This window comes from Halochromatium glycolicum, assembly GCF_016584085.1.
GTDB lineage: Bacteria > Pseudomonadota > Gammaproteobacteria > Chromatiales > Chromatiaceae > Lamprobacter > Lamprobacter glycolicus.
In genome coordinates this window covers 107,077-126,345 of record NZ_NRSJ01000005.1, presented here as the reverse complement: position 1 = coordinate 126,345, position 19,269 = coordinate 107,077, and the positions used below count along the sequence as shown (strand labels likewise).

Below are 19,269 nucleotides of genomic sequence, written 5' to 3'. Positions count from 1 at the left end.
GGCGCTCGTAGCCGCGTTTCGGCGATCCTTTACCTGAACGATCTCAACGCCAACGTGGGGACGAGAGGACGGGATCAGTGCCGCTCCGTGCTCGGGGCCGCGCGATCTGCATGGCTCGCGTTTCCTGTCTCACTGAGCGCCGCGCTGTGATATCGTACTGTCATCAAATCGTCACAATCCCAGTTGATGCCCAGTTGATGCCCATCATTCGGATGCCCTGCGTAGATGAATCTGGCCCCCGCTGAATACCTGCTCCCGTCCGATTCGGATCATCTGGAGCTTGCTGAGCGCGTCACTGCCCGACAGGCCTGCGGTGAGGACTCGGCGGTGACCCTGAGCCGACACATTTATGACAGTTTCGATTGGCGTCTGTTCTTGGCCGGATTGACGCTGGAATGGGGACTCTCGGAAGCCGCAGCGGCTGATCATCACGACCGCTGCGCGTCCACCCCGGCTTCGGTCGAGGACGGGCAAGCGGCGTTGGTTGTCCCGGAGAACGGCCTTGTGCTCACGCTGCGGGAGCCGCGTGACCCGTCCGCTGCACCGGTGCTTCAATGGTCTGCGTTGGAGCCCGGTTTCCTGTCCGAGATGCCGGACGGACCCGTTCGCGAGCGCTTGGCCGGGTTGCTGGGTATCCGCCGACTGCTCCCGATGACGGAGCTGATCTCGGCACGTCGCCGGCTGAGGTTGCTGAATGAGGATCGCAAGACCGTGGTTCGGCTCGTGATCGAGCGGAACCGCTTTCGCAATCCCGCTACCGGTGAAACAGGCGACCTGAGCGCGCGGCTGCGGCTCAAGCCCGTGCGCGGCTATGCGCGCGAATTCACCGACGTGGAGCAATGGGTCCGGAACGAGCTCGGGCTCGAACCGATCGAAGGGCCGCAGGTGCTCGAAGCGCTGACAGCCGCTGGCTGTCGTCCGGGCGGTTACTCGAGCAAGCTCGACTACCGTCTCGATCCGGATCAGCGCGCCGACCTTGCGACCAAGGAGATTCATCGTGGCTTGCTGAAGACCCTGGAGGCCAATGTCGAAGGTGCCAGGCGCAACCTCGACAGCGAATTCCTGCACGATCTGCGGGTCGCCACGCGCCGCACCCGCTCAGCGCTCAGCCAGATCAAGGAGGTCTTTCCCGCAACCGAGGTCGATGATTTCAAGCAGCGCTTCGCCTGGCTGCAGCAGGTCACCGGACCGATGCGCGATCTGGATGTCTATCTGCTCGATCTGCCTGCCCTCGAGAAACGGCTGCCCGAGTCCCTTCGAGACGATCTGAGGCCATTGCGGGGCCTGCTGAACGACCAGTATCAGAGCGTGCAGGCCGAGCTGGCGAAGGCATTGGAATCGGACCCATTTGATGCGCTTCTAAGGGATTGGCATGCATTCCTCGATGCGCCGGCGCCGGCCGATCCAGAAGCCGGCCAGCCAGGAACGAGCCAGCCGTCAAGTGGCGGCGATTCAACGGCGCCGCCGCCCAAGCGCGCGCAGCAGCCGATCAAACAGGTTGCGAATCAACGCATCCGGAAGATGCTCGAGCGGGTGAGAAGCGAGGGCCGGGCCATCACCGAGACCTCGCCGCCGGAGGAACTGCATGAACTGCGCAAGAGCTGCAAGAAGCTGCGCTACCTGATGGAGTTCTTCCAGAGTCTCTATGAGCCTGCCCGCATCCGCGGGCAGATCAAGCAGACCAAGGTGCTGCTCGACAATCTCGGACGTTTTCAGGATACCGCCGTTCAGGCGCAGCATCTGCGCGAGACGGCCGAAGCAGAGGGCTGTCGTGACGGAGGCATTCCACCTGCAACCTTGCTCGCGATGGGGCTGCTGATCGGACAACTACAGGACGAGCAAGCACGGGCCCGAAGCGGATTCAGCGAGGTCTTCAGAGGCTTCGACAGCGATGCCAATGCGGCGCGCTTCGATGCGCTGCTGAGCGACGGCAAGGGCCGGAAACGGCAGATCGGTCGCCGCTGATGCAGACCATCGCCCTCTATAGCATCAAGGGCGGCGTCGGCAAGACCACGACCGCGGTCAATCTGGGCTTTCTGGCCGCAGCCGAGGGCTGGCGAACCCTGATCTGGGACCTTGACCCGCAAGGTGCGGCGAGCTTCTTCTTCCGGATCAAGACCGAGGTCGAGGGCGGCGGCCGCGCGCTGCTTAGACATCGGCGGGTGCTGGAAGCAGCCATCAAGGGGACCGACTTCGAGGGCCTGGACCTCCTACCGGCGGACTTCTCCTATCGTCATCTGGATCTCGAACTGAGTCGCGGGGATAAGCCGAAGCGCCAGCTGAGGCGGGTGCTCAAGCCGCTGGCCCAGGAATACGACCTGATCCTCTTCGATTGCCCCCCGAGTATCTCGTTGGTCTCCGAGAATGTCTTCGCGGTCGCGGATGCATTATTGGTACCCTTGATCCCGACGACCTTGTCGACTCGAACACTCGAGCAGCTCGATACCTTCCTGAACGAGAAGCTACCGAAGAACGCGCCACTGCTGCTGCCGTTCTTCTCGATGGCGGATTCGAGCAAGGCACTGCATCGCGCCGTGATGAAGTCGGTGCCGGGACAGGGGCGGCTGGTCCTGAGGTCAGTGATCCCGGAGACAGCAGAGGTCGAGCGGATGGGACTGCATCGGATGCCGATCCTCGCCTATGCCGGAGACGAGGCTGCGGTGGCCGCTTATCGCGGCCTGTGGCAAGAGGTCAAGGACGCGCTGCCAGCCCGCTGACCTGTGCGCCCGCCTCGTGCGACGCCGTCCTGGACTGAGCGCCTCGACGCAATCCTGGCCTAATCGGTGGTGTCTGGACCGAGCAGCCGCCGCAGCGTCTGTTCGTAGACCGCCGAGAGCTGCTCGAGCTCGTCAACGCCGACGCATTCGTCGACCTTGTGGATGGTGGCGTTGATCGGCCCGAGCTCGACGACCTGGGCGCCGGTCGGTGCGATGAAGCGCCCGTCCGAGGTCCCGCCGATGGTCGACAGTTCGCACGGATGGCCGGTCACGGTCTCGATCGCGGTCTGGGTCGCGTCGACGAGCGCCCCGGCCGGGGTCAGGAACGGATGCCCGGAGACGCGCCAGTCGATTGCGTAGTCCAGCTCGTGCCGATCCAGGATCGCGGTGATGCGCTGCTGCAGCGCCTCCGGCGTCTGCTCGGTCGAGAAGCGCAGATTGAAGACCAGCTCAAGCTCGCCCGGGATCACGTTATCGGCCCCGGTGCCCGCATGGATGTTCGAGATCTGGAAGCTGGTCGGCGGGAAATGGGCGTTGCCCGCGTCCCAGGTCTCGGCGCAGAGCTCCGCGATGGCCGGTGCCGCGCGGTGGATCGGGTTATCGGCCAGCTGCGGATAGGCGACATGTCCCTGCTTGCCGCGGACGCGAAGCACGCCACTCAGACTCCCGCGCCGTCCGTTCTTGATGAGGTCGCCGAGCCGCGTCTGGCTCGACGGCTCGCCGACCAGGGCATAGTCGATCGGCTCATCGCGCGCGCTGAGGGCCTTGACGACGCGGCGGGTGCCGTCGCGCGCCGGACCTTCCTCATCGCTGGTGATCAGGAACGCGAGCGAGCCCCGGTGATCGGGGTGGGTGGCGACGAAGCGCTCGGTGGCGGTGATCATCGCCGCGAGCGAGCCCTTCATATCGCAGGCGCCGCGGCCATAGAGGAGGCCGTCGCGCAGGGTCGGCTCGAACGGATCGTTCGACCAGGCCTCGATCGGTCCGGGCGGGACGACATCGGTATGGCCGGCGAAGCAGAACACCGGGCCCTGGTCACCGCGGCGTGCCCAGAGGTTGTCCACCTCGCCGAAGCGCATTGGCTCGATCGCAAAGCCCAGCGCCTCGAGACGGGCCGCGAGCAATGGCTGGCAGCCGTCATCCTCGGGGGTGACGGAGCGACGCCGGATCAGCTCGCAGGCGAGCGCGAGCGTCGGCGAATCCGGCGCTGCCGCGGCGCCGGCGGCTTGTGCGGACGACGCCGGTTCAGCGGGTGCCGTGGGCTCAGCGGGGGCGGGCATCGGGGCCGAAGAGGTTTGCATACTCATGCTCAGAGAATCCGAGACGAAGGATCGCGCCGGTGTCAAGCACCGGCCGGCGGATGATGGCTGGCTGGCTGGCTGCGCGGGCCCGCGGCTCAGATGTCGCGCAGCAGCTCGTTGATGCCGACCTTGCCGCGGGTCTTCTCGTCGACCTGCTTGATGATGACCGCGCAGTAGAGGCTGTGGCTGCCGTCCTTGGCCGGCAGGTTGCCGGGGACGACGACCGCGCCGGCCGGGACCCGGCCATAGGTGATCTCGCCGGTCTCGCGATGGTAGATCTTGGTGCTCTGGCCGATGTAGACCCCCATCGAGATCACCGCGCCCTGCTCGACGATGACGCCCTCGACGATCTCGGAGCGGGCACCGATGAAGCAGTCGTCCTCGATGATGGTCGGCGCGGCCTGGATCGGCTCGAGCACGCCGCCGATGCCGACGCCGCCGGAGAGATGGACGTTCTTGCCGATCTGGGCGCAGGAGCCGACCGTGGCCCAGGTGTCGACCATGGTGCCGGAGTCGACATAGGCGCCGATGTTGACGTAGGAGGGCATCAGCACACAGCTCGGCGCGATGTAGGAGCCGCGGCGGGCGGTCGCCGGCGGCACCACGCGCACGCCGCCGTCGCGGAAATCCTTGGAGCTGACGTCGGCATACTTCGAGGGCACCTTGTCATAGTAGTTGGTGAAGCCGCCCTTGATGAACTGGTTGTCCTCGATCCGGAACGAGAGCAGCACCGCCTTCTTGATCCAGTCGTTGACGATCCAGTCGCCGTCATGGACCTGGGCGACGCGCAGCTCGCCGCGGTCGAGCCGCTCGATGGTCTCCATGACCGCATCGCGCACCCGGGTCTCGACCGTGCGCGGGGTGATCTCGGCGCGGTGCTCGAAGGCTTGCTCGATGATGGACTGGTGCTCGCTGTGGTGATCGGACATGGAAAGGCTCCGTCGGGATCAAGAATGGGAGGTCAGGGGCTCAACTCAGCATGTCAACCGCGTTGAGCTTGGCAGGTGTCACTCGGGCGGACAATGGTCTCAGAATGGTCTCGGCAAGCGGGTGCTGTTCACGCTCGACAGGGTTTGACTCTGGACCGGTGCTTCTGGGCGGCTACGGGCTCAGAGTTGCTCGCAGACCGTCCGGATACGGTGCGCGGCATCGATGCACTCGTCTAGCGGGGGCACCAGCGCAATCCGTACATAGTCGGCGCCGGGGTCGCCGTCGGGGCCGGGACGCGATAGGAAACGGCCGGGCAGCACGCGCAGATTCTGCTCGGCCAGCAGTCGGCGCGCGAAATCGGTATCGGGAATCGGGGTGCGCGGCCACAGATAGAAGCCAGCCGCCGGCGCGCTGACATCGAGCGCGCCGTCGAGGATCCTGAGCACCGCGTCGAACTTCTCACGGTAGAGGCGGCGGTTCTCGATCACATGATCCTCATCCTGCCAGGCCAGCAGGCTTGCCTGCTGATGCTGCAGCGGCATCGCGCAGCCGTGATAGGTCCGATACTGAAAGAATGGCGCGATCAGCCTGGCGTCGCCGGCGACGAAGCCGGAGCGCAGCCCGGGCGCATTGGACCGCTTCGAGAGGCTATGGAAGCAGACGCAGCGCCGGAAATCGTCCAGGCCCAGTGCGGCGGCCGCCTGTAACAGGCCCGGCGGTGGGCTGGCCTCGTCGAGGTAGATCTCGGAGTAACATTCATCGGCGGCGAGGATGAAATTATGGCGCTGGGCGAGCTCGATGAGCCGCATCAGCAGCGCCTGATCCATCACCGCCCCGGTCGGGTTGCCGGGCGAGCAGAGGTAGAGCAGCTGACAGCGTCGCCAGGTCTCCTCCGGGATGCGATCGAGGTCGGGCAGGAAGCCGGTGTCGGGGCCGCAGGGCATCAGCTGCGGCGTCGCCCCGGCGAGCAGCGCGGCCCCTTCGTAGATCTGATAAAACGGGTTCGGCATCAGCACCAGCGCATCGGCCGCTGGGTCGATCATCGCCTGGGCGAATGCGAACAGGGCCTCGCGCGTGCCGTTGACCGGAAGGATCTGGGTCTCGGCATCGATCGCGCCAGTGGGCAGCGCGAAGCGCCGGGTCAGCCAGCCGGCGATCGCCTCGCGCAGCTCCGCGAACCCGCGCGTGCTCGGGTAGCTCGCGAGCTGGTGAACATGGCTGACCACCGCGTTGGCGATGAACGACGGGGTCGCATGCTTCGGCTCGCCGATCGACAATGCGATCGGCGGCAGGTCGGCGGGTGGCTCGATCTCATCGAGGAGCGCCGCCAACTTCTGGAACGGATAGGGCTGGAGGCGGCTAAGGTTCGGGTTCATGGCGACAAGCTGCCCGTGACATCAGCATTGGCAGCATGCGCGCTGGGCGAACGAGCATTGCCGAAGAAAAACCGCCAGTATAGGCTAGGGCATCGCTTAGCTCCAGTCACGAAGGTACGCCTCGCATCCGCCGTTGCCGGCCTTGCCGTCGCGCGGTTGAACGTCGCACAGCAGGGGAAGACACCATGAGCTTGATCGATGGCCTGCACCACGTGAGTCTGATCGTTGCCGATACCGAGCGCGCATTGACGTTCTATCGGGACCGGCTGGGACTGGAGCTGGACCCGAACCGGCCAGACCTTGGTTTTCCGGGGGCCTGGCTGTGGGTCGGTGCCCATCAGATCCATCTGCTTGAGCTGCCGAATCCCGACCCGAGCGAAGGCCGTCCGGCACATGGCGGCCGCGATCGGCATCTCGCTGTGGCCGTGCCGGACCTCGATGCGGTCATCGCGTCCCTGGATGCGGCCGGTATCGACTACAGCCTCAGCCGCTCAGGCCGCCGTGCCTTGTTCGTGCGTGACCCCGACGCCAATGCACTGGAGCTGATCGAGGTCTGAGAAGCCCTAACAGAATGCCCTCTTCGGCCTAGCAAATCAGCGGCTCGTGCAGGCTGGCCAGGCATTTTGATAGGGCCTCTGAGGCGATTGCCGGAAAAGCTCGTACCGAATTGCGCAGGATTGTCGTTTGCCTTCGAGGAGCGTCGCCGGGAGCATAGCCGGGCCATGTGACCGGCGGCGCGACGAAGAAGGCGAGCGAAAAGACCAGCAAGGCGGTATGAGCTTTGACAGAAATCGCCTAAGCCCTACCAGCCGTTGTAGTACCAGCGGTTATCCCAGTCCGATGGTGTCGGGATCGCTGCGCCGTCGGCATTAGGGGCAGCTGCCGGCGGTCCATCGGCCGCATCAGTGCTGCTGCCGATACTGCCCTGAGTGAGGGGGTCGACGCCTGGAGTCGGGGGTGGTCGCGGCACCAGTGGCGTGATCCAGGGGCCCCAGTTCAGATAGAGGCGCCGCTCATGCTCGATGAATTCGCGCACCTCTTGACGTCTGCGCAGCCGGCGTTCCTGCCGTTCTTCCCGTTTCGCTGCGCCGATCGGGTCCAGGGCCTCATGCCTGGCCTGATGGGCGGCCCGGCGCTGCTGCTGCAATGCGCGGCGTTGGGCGCGAACCTCCTTGAGCCAGCGCGGTACCTGATGTGATGATCCGGCCCCCAGGTTGGGCGGAGGGGACTCGCGCCCGGCAAGGACGCGTTCTGCGGGGACAGGGTGATCCCCGGTGCGTTGGGGATGCGCTTCGGCCCCCGGCATCGACACGCGCGTCTCAGCGGCATCGGCCGTCGCCATGCCGATGAGGAGCGGGAGTAGGAACAGAATGGGCGGAGGAGTTGGCTTGATCGACATGGTCAGCCATGGCGGCAACGGTCTGCTTGATAGATCCCTGGGATTCGCCGCGGGTATTTCAACATCGGCTCCCGAATCAGTTGGTTGGTGTGTCATCCAAACGGGCGTGGACCTCGCGCCGCAGACAGTTGAGTGTCTGGGCGCAGCGCACCGGTCCGGTGTCTCGGTTTGCGATGAAGAATACATCCTCGACCTCGGCGCCTACCGTTGTAATCTTCGCCCCCTGGACCTGGATATCGCATTGCTCGAATACTGACCCGATCTCGGCCAGCAGGCCGGGTCGGTCACGCGTGGTCAGATGCATCAGGGTGCGCTGATTGGCTGGATCATCGGTGAAGCTGATGCGGGTTTCGATCGGGAAATGCCGGAGTTGTCGCGGTAGGCGGCGGTTCACCGAGATCGCTCCGGTGGTTGGCTGCTGCAGCTCGGCGCGCAGGCGCTCGGCCAGTTCGGCGCTCGCCTCGCCTTGCTCCAAGGGTTCGTGCTCGCGGGTCAGTACCTGGAACGCATTCAGCGCCATGCCCTGCTCGGTGGTCATGACGCGGGCGTTGACGATATCGAGGTTGCGCTGATCGAGCAGTGCCGTGATCTCGACGAACAGATTCTCGCGGTCCTGGGTATAGATGAAGATCTCACTGCAACCGCGGGTCGGGAGCAGACGGATGTTCACGATCGGCAATTCGTCGGGGCATGCTTCGAGCACGCGCCGGGTCTGCCACGCGATCTCCTCGGGCTGGCTCGGTGCGAAGAAGTCCACTGAGAAATGGCCCCAGAGATTGCGGCAGTCCTCGGCCTCGATCCCTTCGCGGGCGAGGATGCGCATGGCCTCGTTCTGCTTCTGCTCGATCAGGACATCCTGCGCCTGGGGGTTGTCGAGGCCGCGATCCAACGCGCGTCGGGCGGCCTGATAGAGCTCGCGCAGCAGGGCATCCTTCCAGCTGCTCCAACGCTTCGGGTTGGTCCCGCGCACGTCGGCAACGGTGAGCAGGTAGAGGTAATCGAGCCGGTTGATTTCGCCGACCTGCTCGGCGAATGCCTGAACGACGGCCGGGTCCGAGATGTCCTTGCGCTGGGCCGTGACCGACATCAATAGGTGATTCTCAACCAGCCAGGCGACCAGCCGGCTGTCGAACTCGCTTAGGTAATGGAGCTGACAGAAGTCCCAGGCATCGTGGGCGCCGATCATCGAGTGATCACCGCCACGCCCCTTGGCGATGTCGTGAAAGAGGCCGGCGAGGTAGAGGATCTCGAGTTTCGGTACGCGTCGCGCGACGGCGCTGCACAGCGGCAGCTCATGATCATGTGCTGGTACCGATAATCGGCGCAGATTACGGACGACGCGCAGGGTATGCTCGTCGACCGTGTACACATGGAACAGATCGTACTGCATGCGTCCGACGATGTTGGCGAAGGCGGGGATGTAACTCGCCAACACACCGTAGCGATTCATGCGTCGCAGCGTCTGCGTCACACCGCTCGGGTGGCGCAGGATCTCCATGAATAGGCTGCGGGCGCGCATATCTTCACGGAAATCGTCGTCGATGCGATGCCGATTCTCGCGGATCAGCCGGATCGTCGAGGCGCGGACGCCGTGCAGCTCCGGTCGGACCTGGAGCAAGTGAAACGCCTCGAGCAGCGCGATGGGCCGGTGTTTGAATACCTCCTCATGGGTGACCTCGAGATAGCCGCTGCGGCTCTGGAAGCGCCGATTGATCGGCTCCGGCGGACCTACGTGATCCTGCAACAGGATCGCTTCGCGAAACAGCTGCAGCAGCATCTCATTGAGCCGGTTCAGCTCCATGACCGTCCGGTAGTACTGCTGCATGAACTGCTCTACAGCGAGATTGTCGCGATGGTCGGTATAACCGAATTGGTCGGCCAGGGTGCGCTGGTAATCGAACAGCAGGCGATCCTCATGCCGGCCGGTGAGTCGGTGCAACGCGAAGCGGATACGCCACAGCAGCGCGCGACCGTCGATCAGTGCGAGGTGCTCGCTCTCGGTGAGGAAGCCGTGCTCGACCAGCTCATGCAACGAGTCTGAGCCGAAGTGGCGCTTGGTGACCCAGGAGATCATCTGAATATCGCGCAGACCGCCGGGGTTCTCCTTGATGTTCGGCTCCAGGTTGTAAGCGGTGTCGCCATAGCGGCGCCAGCGCTTGTGCTGCTCGGCGATCTTGGCCTCGAAGAAACGGTTGGTCGGCCAGATGTGGTCCGGTCCAATGGCGCGCTGCAGCCGGTCGAACAGGCTCTGACGGCCGGTGATGAAACGGGCCTCGATCAGATTGCTGATGACGGTCAGATCATCGCTGGCCGCTGCGACACACTCGTCGAGCGTGCGCACCGAATGGCCGAGCTCGATGCCGATGTCCCAGAGGAAGGTGACCAGGTCGGTCAACGCAGACTGCAGCGTTTCGATCTGCTCGGCCTCGACGAGGATCAGCAGGTCGATATCGGACGCCGGATGGAGCTCTTCACGGCCATAGCCCCCGACAGCGACCATCGCGCCTGCGTCGGGGTCCGGTATGATGCGCTGCCAGGCGCAGCGCAGGAGCATGTCGACGACCCGCGACCGCGCCTCGAGAAGCTGACTGACCGGAACGCCTTGGTCATAGCGTTCGAACAGCCGCTGGCGCGCACTCTTGATGACGGCACGAAAGCGATCGAGGGCCGTGCCCGGCTCGGCGTCGAGCAGCTCGGCCTCTTGTTCGAGCAGGCCGAGACCCTGTGTCGCGTCGGTCCTCACCCTACGCTGGCGCGCAAACCGGTCTCGACGCCGGCGCGCGCGGTCTCGTTATCCTCGGGCGGTGCGAGTTCCTGACGTTCCTCGTCACGGAGTGTCAGGATCTCGTGTCCGTCCTCGGTGATCAGGATCGTGTGCTCCCACTGCGCCGACAGGGCGCGGTCCTTGGTGACGACTGTCCAGCCATCGGGCAGCAGCTTGACGAACCGCTTCCCGGCGTTAACCATCGGTTCGATCGTGAAGCACATACCCGGCTGCAGTCGGAGCCCGTCGCCGGGCTTGCCGTAGTGCAAGACCTGCGGCTCTTCATGGAACTCGCGACCGATGCCATGGCCGCAGTATTCCCGGACCACCGAGAAGCGGTGGTGTTCGACGAAGGTCTGGATCGCGTGACCAATATCGCCGAGAGTTGCGTCCGGGCGCGCCTGGGCAATCCCGACGCGCATCGCCTGCTGCGTGATGGTGACCAGTCGTCGGGCCAGGACCGAGGGTTCGCCGACATAGAACATCTTGCTCGTATCGCCGTGATACCCATCCTTGATGATGGTGATGTCGATGTTGACGATATCGCCCTTCTTGAGACGCTTGTTCCCCGGTATGCCGTGACAGACCTGATTGTTCACCGAGGTGCAGATCGAACGTGGGAAGCCGCGGTAGTTCAATGGGGCCGGGATCGCATCGAGCTCATCGACGATGAAGGCGTGACAGATCCGGTCGAGCTCGTCGGTCGTCACGCCCGGCACCACATGTGCTCCGATCATGTCCAGCACTGATGCTGCAAGCCGCCCGGCGACCCGCATCTTCTCAATCTCGTCGGCGCTCTTGATTGAAACACTCATGGGGCAGAATCCGGACGTCCTCGGTAACGTTGACTGAAGTTCCTTGATTTGGGTGTCGGTCTGGCCAGGACAAGCATCGCGCGCGGCTCGACGGATTGCCGCAGCTAACCCCCCATGGTATAAAACGCGGCGAAGTCGGGCAAACCAGACTATTGGTGCCAGGCGCGCCTGCAGGCAAACCAGACGCGGTCTGGCTCGTCGTTGAGCCATTCGCGGCACAGTGGCTGCGATTCGGTGGGCCCAGGCTGCGGCCGACGCACCAGGTCGACGGCTGATGCGAGGCCCGAAGGCTCGCTGTGCCTCATTTTGCGCCGATTCTGGAAGCCCTGTCAGGGGACTGCGCGCCGCGCATCTTCGGCAGGGCTGCGCTTGCTTGCGACTGGATAGATGGTTTTGGCGGTCGGTTCCGCTTGTCTGGAAACCGCTCGACGGAATGAAAGGCCATCCAGCGCGATCTCGTGCGCAATGACATGCCGCACACGTGCCGACACATGATGCCGGGTGCCCGGATACGGGTTGCATCATGGGGTGCGTGGAGGCCCAACCCGAATCATAGAGAGAATCTAAGATGACTGACGTTTCGATGCGGCAGATGCTGCAGGCCGGTGTCCATTTCGGCCATCAGACCCGGTATTGGAATCCGAAGATGGCTGCGTACATCTTCGGTCAGCGCAATAAGATCCATATCGTCAACCTCGAGCGCACCCTGCCGCTCTACCAAGAGGCGATGAGCTACTTGGGCAAGCTTGCCGCAAACGGGGGCAAGATCCTGTTCGTTGGCACCAAGCGCGCTGCACAGGATGCGATCCGCGAGGAAGCCACGCGGTGCAATATGCCCTACGTCAACCACCGTTGGCTCGGTGGGATGCTGACCAATTTCAAGACCGTCAAGCAGTCGATCGCTCGCCTCAAGGAGCTCGAATCCATGTTCGAGGACGGCAGTATCGAGCGCTTCGGTAAGAAGGAGCAGCTCACCCTGCGGCGTGAGCTCGACAAGCTCGAGCTCAGCTTGGGCGGGATCAAGAATATGGGCGGGCTGCCGGACGCGTTGTTCGTGATCGATGTCGGCCATGAGAAGATCGCCGTCAATGAGGCCAACAAGCTCGGCGTGCCGGTCGTTGGTGTCGTTGATACCAACAATGACCCGAGTCGCGTCGACTACGTCATACCGGGCAACGATGATGCGATCCGGGCTGTCCGGCTGTACATCGAAGGTGCGGCGTCGGCGATCCTCGATGGTCGGCAGACGGCAGCGGCGATGGCCGGCGGCCGGGATATGCCCGAGGACGCGGAACCGGCAGAAAGCGCTGTGTAATTGGCTCTGAGGGCTAAAGAACATCCATTCAATTCGTTAACAACCGCATACTGGAGTCATTCATGGCGATTTCAGCCGCACTGGTCAAGGAGCTGCGCGAGCGCACTGGCGCAGGGATGATGGAGTGCAAAAAGGCGTTGCTCGAGACCGATGGGGACATCGACGCGGCCATCGAGGCGATGCGCAAGTCCGGACAGGCCAAGGCCGCAAAGAAGGCTGGCCGCGTGGCCGCCGATGGCGTCGTCGAGCTCCGCGTCGCCGATGACGGCAATGCCGCCCTGATGGTCGAGGTCAATAGCGAGACCGACTTCGTGGCCAAGGATGAGAACTTCGCCGGCTTTGCCGCAGCGGTCGCCGATACCGCGCTCGAGCGCGCGATCGATGAAGAGGGGGCGTTGGCTGCGCAGCCGTTGGCGGGCGGCGCCGGCGAGACCGTCGAGGAGGCCCGGCAGGCCTTGATCGCGAAGATCGGGGAAAACGTCGCTGTCCGTCGGGTACATCGCCTGGATGCGCCTGAGGGCCGCTTCCATACCTATCGCCACGGCGTTCGGATCGGTGTGCTGGTCGAGTTGGTCGGGGGCGACGAGACCCTCGGCCGCGACATCGCGATGCATATCGCCGCGTCGAACCCCCTTTGTATCGCCGCCGAGGATGTGCCGGCCGATGCCCTGGAGCAAGAGCGCGAGATCTTCAAGGCTCAGGCGCTCGAGAGTGGCAAGCCGGCAAACATCATCGATAAAATCACGGAGGGCCGGATGCGCAAGTACCTCGAGGAGGTTACATTGCTCGGTCAGGCCTTCGTTAAGGACCCGGATACCCGCGTGGGCGACCTGCTCAAGTCGCAAGGTGCCGAGGTGAAGCGGTTCATCCGTATGGAGGTTGGCGAGGGGATCGAGAAGAAGGTCGAGAACTTTGCCGACGAGGTCAAGGCGCAGGCGGGCCAGGTCGAGACCTAGCTCTCTTCGGCGGCAACGGCCGCTCAGGCGCCGTTGTCGTCTGCTCGGCGCCGGTGCGCGGAGGCCGAGCCGTCAGTCGCCGGGTCGTTGACAGCATCCAGTCGCGCGTTACGCTTTTAACAGGACGGTTCCTTGTCGCAGACTCCCCACTATCGCCGCATCCTGCTCAAGCTCAGTGGGGAGGCCCTGCTTGGCGACGAGCCCTGTGGTATCGATCCGCAGCTGCTCGGCCGGCTTGCCGATGATGTCGGCGATGTCTCAAGGTGCGGCGTCCAGGTTGCGCTCGTCATCGGCGGGGGGAACATCTTTCGCGGCGCGGCGCTCGCGTCGGACGGGATGGACCGGGTCACTGGCGATCACATGGGGATGCTGGCGACGGTGATGAATGCGCTTGCGATGCAGGATGCGCTCGAGCGGCGGTCAGTCCCGACCCGCGTGATGTCTGCACTCAAGATCAATCAGGTCTGTGAGGATTACATCCGCCGCCGCGCGTTGAGGCATCTCGACAAAGGACGGGTTACTATCTTCGCGGCAGGCACCGGCAATCCGTTCTTTACGACCGACTCGGCGGCGAGTCTGCGAGCGGTCGAGATCGGCGCTGAGCTCCTGGTGAAGGCCACCAAGGTTGACGGCGTCTTTTCCGATGATCCGGTGACCAATCCCTCGGCAAGGTTCTATAAGCGTCTGACCTATGATCAGGCGATCGCCGAGCGTCTGAAGGTGATGGACACGACCGCCATCGTGCTGTGCCGAGACAATGGTATCCCGTTGCGAATCCTGAATATCTACGAGGCCGGCGCGCTGACCCGAGTGGCGGCGGGTGAAGACATTGGCTCGCTGGTGGTCACTGGAAATGAACCATGATTGACGATATCAAGAAAGACGCGGCTGAACGGATGTCGAAGAGCGCCGAGGCGCTGCGCCACGAGCTGGCGAAGATCCGCACCGGGCGCGCTCATCCGTCGCTGCTCGATCACCTGCGCGTGAGCTACTATGGCTCGGAGGTGCCGATCAATCAGGTCGCGAGCATCGCGGTCGAGGATGCGCGCACCCTAACCGTGACGCCTTGGGAACGGAACATGGTCCAGGCCGTTGAGAAGGCGATCCTTCAGTCGGATCTCGGCGTGAATCCCAATAGCGCCGGCACCGTGATCCGGGTTCCGATGCCGGCGCTGACCGAGGAGCGCCGTCGCGATCTCCAGCGTATCGCTCGACAAGAGGCCGAGCAGGCACGGGTTGCCGTTCGGAATATCCGCCGAGACGCGAATCACGAGCTCAAGGAACTGGTCAAGGAGAAGCTGATTTCCGAGGACGACGAGCGGCGTGGTCAGGAGATCGTGCAGAAGCTGACCGACCAATTCGTCAAAGAGGTCGACCAAATCCTCGAGGAGAAAGAACAGGATCTGATGGCGATTTGAGTGCGGTTTGATCGCGTTTGCGGAAGTCTGCAAGCCCTCTCCGAAGCTGGATGATCGCGTTGCCAGAGCCTGACCAAGACGGTACCCAGTTCAGGGTTCCGGCGCATGTCGCCATCATCATGGACGGCAACGGGCGCTGGGCTCGGCAGCGCGGGCTGCCCCGTACCCAGGGTCACCGAGCGGGTGCAAAGAGCGTCCGTGCGGTCGTCGAGCAAGGTCTGCGCAGCGGCGTTGAGGTGCTCACACTCTTTGCCTTCAGCAGTGAGAATTGGCGCCGGCCCCGTTCCGAGGTCAATACCCTCCTCGAGCTCTTCATGAATACGCTGAGGGTCGAGGTGAAACGGTTAGTCGAGCACGATGTCCGGCTACGTTTCATCGGTGAGCTCTCTGCGTTTTCGCACAGGCTCCAACGCCAGATGGCCGAGGCCGAAGCGGCGACGCAGGACGGCAAGGCGCTGCTGCTGCAGATCGCGGCCAACTATGGCGGGCGTTGGGACATCGTGCAGTCGGTTCAGTCGCTTTCCCGGGACGTCGCTGAGGGGCGTCTGCGCCCCGAGGACATCGATGAGACCGCGATCGCGTCGCGACTCTGCACCGGCGGCTTTCCGGAGCCCGATCTCTTCATCCGCACCGGCGGCGAGAAGCGAGTCAGCAACTTTCTCCTTTGGCAATGCGCTTATGCGGAGCTCTACTTCTCGGACCTGATGTGGCCCGAGTTCGATGCCGACGCCTTCGTGGCTGCGCTCAAGGACTTCGGGCGCCGTCAGCGTCGCTTCGGGCGTACCGGCGAGCAGATCACCGAGCTGGCCGAGGTCTATGGAGGCTGATTCCGTGACGCGGGTGCAGGTTCAAGGCCTCCGGGCACGGATGCTCACGGCTGGCTTGCTCGCCCCGCTGGTGATCGCGGCCGTGCTGATGCTGCCGACTGCCTGGTTCGCGGGGCTGATGGCCCTGTTCGTGGGGCTAGCGGCCTGGGAATGGTCCGGTTTGGCCGGCTTCGATTCGGCGCTGGCGCGCGCTGGTTATGTGCTGAGCACCCTCATCTGCCTCCTGCTGCTTTGGGATGCTGCACCGCGCGGGCTCGATGCCTTCCTGCTCGCCTGCGCGGCGCTCTGGTGGCTTGCGCTTCTGGTGCGTCTAGGCTTGATCCACCGCATCGAGCCGGCGCCGCCGACCGAGCCACTGCTGCTTCTGCTTGGATTGCTGGTGCTGAGCGCGCCTTGGCTGGCCCTGGTCCATCTGCACGGCCTCCAAGGCGATGGCCCCTTCCTCGCGCTGAGTCTGCTCCTGTTGATCTGGATCGCCGATACGGCAGCCTATTTCAGCGGTCGGCGCTTCGGCCGGGCTAAGCTATCGGCACTCTTGAGCCCGGGCAAGACGCGGATCGGGGTCTATGGCGGCATCCTCGCGGCTGCGCTCTGGGGTGGGGTGCTTGCGCTCGCGCTCGGCCTCCCAGTGGTCAAAGGCAGTTTGCTGGTGCTGATCTGCGTGGTCACCGCGGTCATGTCGGTCGTGGGCGATCTGTTCGAGAGTCTGCTCAAGCGCCGACGCGGCATCAAGGATGCCGGCTCCTTGCTTCCCGGTCATGGCGGTATGCTCGATCGAATCGATAGCACGACGGCGGCGGCGCCAATCTTTGCGCTTGGTCTGATCTGGCTGATCGGGGGACCTTAAACTGGAGAACCTTATGATCGGTATTACGGTACTTGGGTCGACCGGCTCGATCGGTGTCAGCACCCTTGATGTGGTGGAACGGCATCCGGACCGGTTTCGGGTCGTGGCGTTGAGCGCGCATCGCAATGTCGAGCGCCTGGCCGAACAGTGCCGGCGGTTCGAACCGGACTATGCGGTGATGGTCGATCCGGCGGCGGCGTTGGCGTTGCGCGAGGCGCTCTCCGGGCTGGCGAATCCGCCCGAGGTACTGGAGGGGGCCGACGCCTTGGAGACCGTTGCGGCAGCTCCCGAGACCGATTATGTGATGGCGGCGATCGTCGGTGCGGCCGGCCTGCAGTCGACCCTGGCCGCAGCCCGGGCCGGCAAACGTGTGCTGCTTGCGAACAAGGAGGCGCTGGTCGTCGCGGGGGACATCGTGATGCGCGCTGCGACGGCCAATGGCGCAACGCTGCTACCGATCGACAGTGAGCACAATGCGATCTTCCAATGCATGCCGCCGACCTTCGCGGACGGGCTCAGTCAATGCGGTGTCGAGCGGATTCTGCTCACGGCTTCGGGCGGGCCGTTTCGTCATGCGGCGCCGGAGTCCCTCGCAGCGGTGACGCCAGATCAGGCCTGCGCCCATCCGAACTGGCAGATGGGGCGCAAGATCTCGGTCGACTCGGCGACGATGATGAACAAGGGGCTCGAGATCATCGAGGCCTGTTGGCTATTCAATACCTCACCGGATCAGATCCAAGTCGTGATCCATCCGCAGAGCGTGATCCACTCGCTTGTTCAGTACAACGACGGCTCGGTGCTCGCGCAGCTCGGCAATCCGGATATGCGCACGCCGATCGCCCATGCGCTGGCCTGGCCTGAACGCATGGCCTCCGGCGTCGAGCCGCTCGATCTGTTCGCGACGGCAACACTCGACTTCGAGCCGCCGACGCCGGCTCGCTTTCCCTGTCTCGATTTGGCCTACCGTGCCGCCAGTGAGGGCGGGACTGGTCCCGTGATACTCAATGCTGCGAACGAGATTGCGGTCGCAGCCTTCCTTGCCGGGCGTATCCTGTTCACCGAGATCGCGACCGTGGTCGAACGGTCAATGAACGAGCTGCCAGCCGAGCCCGTCGATGGGACCGGTCTCGAGCATGTGCTGGCAGTCGATGTGCAAGCGCGTGAGAGGGCGGAACGAATCGTGAGCGCACTGGTCGGTTAGAGCCTGATGCTAGAGCTACTCCTCAAAATTGGTGCCTTTCTCGTCGCGATCATTGTGCTCGTGACGGTCCATGAGTTCGGCCATTTCTGGGTGGCCCGGCGCGTGGGCGTCAAGGTGCTGCGCTTCTCGATTGGCTTCGGCCGACCCTTGCTGAGCTGGCGTCGGCGTGGCGATCCGACCGAATATATGATCGCCGCGATCCCGCTCGGCGGTTACGTCAAGATGCTCGATGAGCGGGAAGAGCCGGTTGCCGATGCAGAGCTGAAATGGGCCTTCAACCGGCAGTCGCTCTGGAAACGGTCAGCGATCGTGGCCGCCGGTCCGGCGGCCAATTTCCTGTTCGCGCTGGTCATCTACTGGCTGTTGCTGATGGCGGGGCAGTCCGGTCTCAAACCGGAGGTCGGCGAGGTGCCGCAGGCCAGCATCGCCGCTGAGGCGGGCTTTCAGAGCGGTGATATGGTGTTGGACGTCGGCGGGCGGGCGACGCCGACCTGGGGTGACGTATGGATGGCGACCCTGGCCGAGGGGATGGGTGATGACGACCTCTCGATCCGGGTCCGTCGGCCCGACGGCAGCGAGCAGGAGCGCGTCCTCGACGGCAATCTGCTCGCCGAGCTCGAGCCCGGTCGGGGCTTTCTCGAAGCGATCGGGCTGCAGCGCGCCTCGCCGCCCGTTCCGCCGGTGATCGGTGAGGTGCTCGACGGCAAACCGGCCTCCGCGGCCGGACTCGAAACCGGGGACCGCGTCCTGCGGATCGACGGGGTCGAGATCGATGATTGGCAGCAGCTGGTGTCGGCCATTCAGTCGAGCCCTGGCAAGGAGCTCGAGCTGGTCATCGACCGCGATGGTACCCAGCGGACACTCGTGATCCAGCCCGAAACGGTGGAGGCCGACGGGGAGCGCGTGGGACGCATCGGTGCCGGTGTGCGCTATCCGGACGAGCTCTGGGCCGAGCAAGAAGTCTGGGTCCGTTATGGCCCGCTCGAGGCGGCTGTCGAGGCGACGCGTCGTGTCATCGATGTCTCGCTGCTGACGCTGCAGATCGTCGGCAAGATGCTCATCGGGGCGGCATCGGTCGACAACATCAGCAGCCCGATCGGGATCGCCGACACCGCCGGCCAGACCGCAAGCTATGGGCTGGCGTCATTCGTCCAGTTCCTCGCGTTGCTCAGCGTCAGCCTGGGACTGATCAATCTCTTCCCGATTCCGGTCCTTGACGGCGGCCACCTGCTCTATTTTGCCATCGAGGGCGTGATCGGCCGTCCACTCTCCGAAGCAGTCCAGCAGCAAGGGCAGCGCGTGGGGATCGTGCTGCTGATCTCGTTGATGACCCTCGCGTTCTACGTGGATATCGCACGTTTACTGGGCTGATCTGGGCGAATCCCTTATACTCGTGCAGTTTG

At 64.2% G+C, this 19,269-nt stretch carries 17 protein-coding genes; 11 read left to right on the top strand and 6 right to left on the bottom strand.

The annotated features are described in order from the left end of the window. The first annotated feature begins 225 nt into the window (after positions 1 to 225). Positions 226 to 1,965: a CHAD domain-containing protein gene (locus tag CKO40_RS04720; RefSeq protein ID WP_200345034.1), complete on the top strand. Its 1,740-nt coding sequence runs from the start codon at positions 226 to 228 to the stop codon at positions 1,963 to 1,965. Continuing rightward, a complete protein-coding gene (locus CKO40_RS04715) occupies positions 1,965 to 2,717 on the top strand; it encodes a ParA family protein (RefSeq protein ID WP_200345033.1) in 753 nt (250 codons plus the stop codon). The genes CKO40_RS04720 and CKO40_RS04715 overlap by 1 nt, the downstream gene beginning before the upstream one ends. A gap of 59 nt (positions 2,718 to 2,776) precedes the next feature. On the opposite strand, the gene dapE is transcribed toward CKO40_RS04715, so the two are convergent. The 3 genes from dapE to dapC all read right to left on the bottom strand — a co-directional run bounded on the left by dapE (position 2,777) and on the right by dapC (position 6,324). Next, positions 2,777 to 4,024 carry a succinyl-diaminopimelate desuccinylase gene (gene dapE / locus CKO40_RS04710; protein WP_242476825.1) on the bottom strand — a complete coding sequence of 416 codons (1,248 nt, stop codon included), beginning with the start codon at positions 4,022 to 4,024 and terminating at the stop codon, positions 2,777 to 2,779. 89 nt (positions 4,025 to 4,113) lie between these two features. Further along, positions 4,114 to 4,947, bottom strand: a complete 834-nt coding sequence (dapD, locus tag CKO40_RS04705) for a 2,3,4,5-tetrahydropyridine-2,6-dicarboxylate N-succinyltransferase (protein ID WP_200345032.1) — start codon at positions 4,945 to 4,947, stop codon at positions 4,114 to 4,116. A gap of 180 nt (positions 4,948 to 5,127) precedes the next feature. Further along, a complete protein-coding gene (gene dapC, locus CKO40_RS04700) occupies positions 5,128 to 6,324 on the bottom strand; it encodes a succinyldiaminopimelate transaminase (RefSeq protein WP_200345031.1) in 1,197 nt (398 codons plus the stop codon). Positions 6,325 to 6,509: 185 nt separating this feature from the next. On the opposite strand from dapC, the gene CKO40_RS04695 reads away from it, so the two are divergent. Further along, entirely contained in the window at positions 6,510 to 6,881 is a 372-nt protein-coding gene (locus CKO40_RS04695) for a VOC family protein (RefSeq protein WP_200345030.1), read from the top strand. A 245-nt stretch (positions 6,882 to 7,126) separates the two neighbouring features. Here CKO40_RS04695 and CKO40_RS04690 read toward each other — a convergent pair whose 3' ends face one another. The 3 genes from CKO40_RS04690 to map form a co-directional block, all read right to left on the bottom strand. Beyond that, the gene (locus CKO40_RS04690; RefSeq protein WP_207173402.1) at positions 7,127 to 7,666 is read right to left on the bottom strand and encodes a hypothetical protein; all 540 of its coding nucleotides are present in this window, start codon (positions 7,664 to 7,666) and stop codon (positions 7,127 to 7,129) included. 133 nt (positions 7,667 to 7,799) lie between these two features. Next, entirely contained in the window at positions 7,800 to 10,466 is a 2,667-nt protein-coding gene (gene glnD, locus CKO40_RS04685) for a [protein-PII] uridylyltransferase (RefSeq protein ID WP_420827358.1), read from the bottom strand. Continuing rightward, positions 10,463 to 11,302, bottom strand: coding sequence for a type I methionyl aminopeptidase (map, locus tag CKO40_RS04680; protein WP_200345028.1), 840 nt, complete (start codon positions 11,300 to 11,302; stop codon positions 10,463 to 10,465). Before map ends, glnD begins: the two co-directional genes overlap by 4 nt. Before the next feature lie 583 nt (positions 11,303 to 11,885). Here map and rpsB point away from each other — a divergent pair. The 8 genes from rpsB (at position 11,886) to rseP (ending at position 19,237) form a co-directional block, all read left to right on the top strand. After that, on the top strand, positions 11,886 to 12,617 hold the full coding sequence (gene rpsB, locus CKO40_RS04675) for a 30S ribosomal protein S2 (protein ID WP_200345096.1): 732 nt from the start codon (positions 11,886 to 11,888) through the stop codon (positions 12,615 to 12,617). Between the two features lie 62 nt (positions 12,618 to 12,679). Continuing rightward, positions 12,680 to 13,573, top strand: coding sequence for a translation elongation factor Ts (gene tsf, locus CKO40_RS04670; RefSeq protein WP_200345027.1), 894 nt, complete (start codon positions 12,680 to 12,682; stop codon positions 13,571 to 13,573). Between the two features lie 132 nt (positions 13,574 to 13,705). After that, positions 13,706 to 14,437, top strand: coding sequence for a UMP kinase (pyrH, locus tag CKO40_RS04665; RefSeq protein WP_200345026.1), 732 nt, complete (start codon positions 13,706 to 13,708; stop codon positions 14,435 to 14,437). Continuing rightward, positions 14,434 to 14,991, top strand: coding sequence for a ribosome recycling factor (gene frr, locus CKO40_RS04660; RefSeq protein WP_200345025.1), 558 nt, complete (start codon positions 14,434 to 14,436; stop codon positions 14,989 to 14,991). The genes pyrH and frr overlap by 4 nt, the downstream gene beginning before the upstream one ends. A gap of 59 nt (positions 14,992 to 15,050) precedes the next feature. Further along, complete coding sequence (uppS, locus tag CKO40_RS04655) at positions 15,051 to 15,818, top strand: polyprenyl diphosphate synthase (protein ID WP_276570781.1); 768 nt, start codon at positions 15,051 to 15,053, stop codon at positions 15,816 to 15,818. Continuing rightward, the gene (locus CKO40_RS04650) at positions 15,808 to 16,665 is read left to right on the top strand and encodes a phosphatidate cytidylyltransferase (protein ID WP_200345023.1); all 858 of its coding nucleotides are present in this window, start codon (positions 15,808 to 15,810) and stop codon (positions 16,663 to 16,665) included. Before uppS ends, CKO40_RS04650 begins: the two co-directional genes overlap by 11 nt. A 13-nt stretch (positions 16,666 to 16,678) precedes the next feature. Further along, the gene (gene ispC / locus CKO40_RS04645) at positions 16,679 to 17,866 is read left to right on the top strand and encodes a 1-deoxy-D-xylulose-5-phosphate reductoisomerase (protein ID WP_200345022.1); all 1,188 of its coding nucleotides are present in this window, start codon (positions 16,679 to 16,681) and stop codon (positions 17,864 to 17,866) included. A gap of 6 nt (positions 17,867 to 17,872) precedes the next feature. After that, entirely contained in the window at positions 17,873 to 19,237 is a 1,365-nt protein-coding gene (rseP, locus tag CKO40_RS04640) for an RIP metalloprotease RseP (protein WP_200345021.1), read from the top strand. The last annotated feature ends 32 nt before the right edge of the window (positions 19,238 to 19,269 follow it).

Coding starts and splice junctions, on each gene's coding strand:
- CKO40_RS04695 (WP_200345030.1), top strand. CDS start 6,510: ATGAGCTTGATCGATGGCCTGCACCACGTGAGTCTGATCGTTGCCGAT.
- map (WP_200345028.1), bottom strand. CDS start 11,302: ATGAGTGTTTCAATCAAGAGCGCCGACGAGATTGAGAAGATGCGGGTC.
- ispC (WP_200345022.1), top strand. CDS start 16,679: ATGATCGGTATTACGGTACTTGGGTCGACCGGCTCGATCGGTGTCAGC.
- dapE (WP_242476825.1), bottom strand. CDS start 4,024: ATGAGTATGCAAACCTCTTCGGCCCCGATGCCCGCCCCCGCTGAGCCC.
- CKO40_RS04715 (WP_200345033.1), top strand. CDS start 1,965: ATGCAGACCATCGCCCTCTATAGCATCAAGGGCGGCGTCGGCAAGACC.
- CKO40_RS04720 (WP_200345034.1), top strand. CDS start 226: ATGAATCTGGCCCCCGCTGAATACCTGCTCCCGTCCGATTCGGATCAT.
- frr (WP_200345025.1), top strand. CDS start 14,434: ATGATTGACGATATCAAGAAAGACGCGGCTGAACGGATGTCGAAGAGC.
- tsf (WP_200345027.1), top strand. CDS start 12,680: ATGGCGATTTCAGCCGCACTGGTCAAGGAGCTGCGCGAGCGCACTGGC.
- dapC (WP_200345031.1), bottom strand. CDS start 6,324: ATGAACCCGAACCTTAGCCGCCTCCAGCCCTATCCGTTCCAGAAGTTG.
- dapD (WP_200345032.1), bottom strand. CDS start 4,947: ATGTCCGATCACCACAGCGAGCACCAGTCCATCATCGAGCAAGCCTTC.
- rseP (WP_200345021.1), top strand. CDS start 17,873: ATGCTAGAGCTACTCCTCAAAATTGGTGCCTTTCTCGTCGCGATCATT.
- CKO40_RS04690 (WP_207173402.1), bottom strand. CDS start 7,666: ATGGCGACGGCCGATGCCGCTGAGACGCGCGTGTCGATGCCGGGGGCC.
- rpsB (WP_200345096.1), top strand. CDS start 11,886: ATGCGGCAGATGCTGCAGGCCGGTGTCCATTTCGGCCATCAGACCCGG.
- CKO40_RS04650 (WP_200345023.1), top strand. CDS start 15,808: ATGGAGGCTGATTCCGTGACGCGGGTGCAGGTTCAAGGCCTCCGGGCA.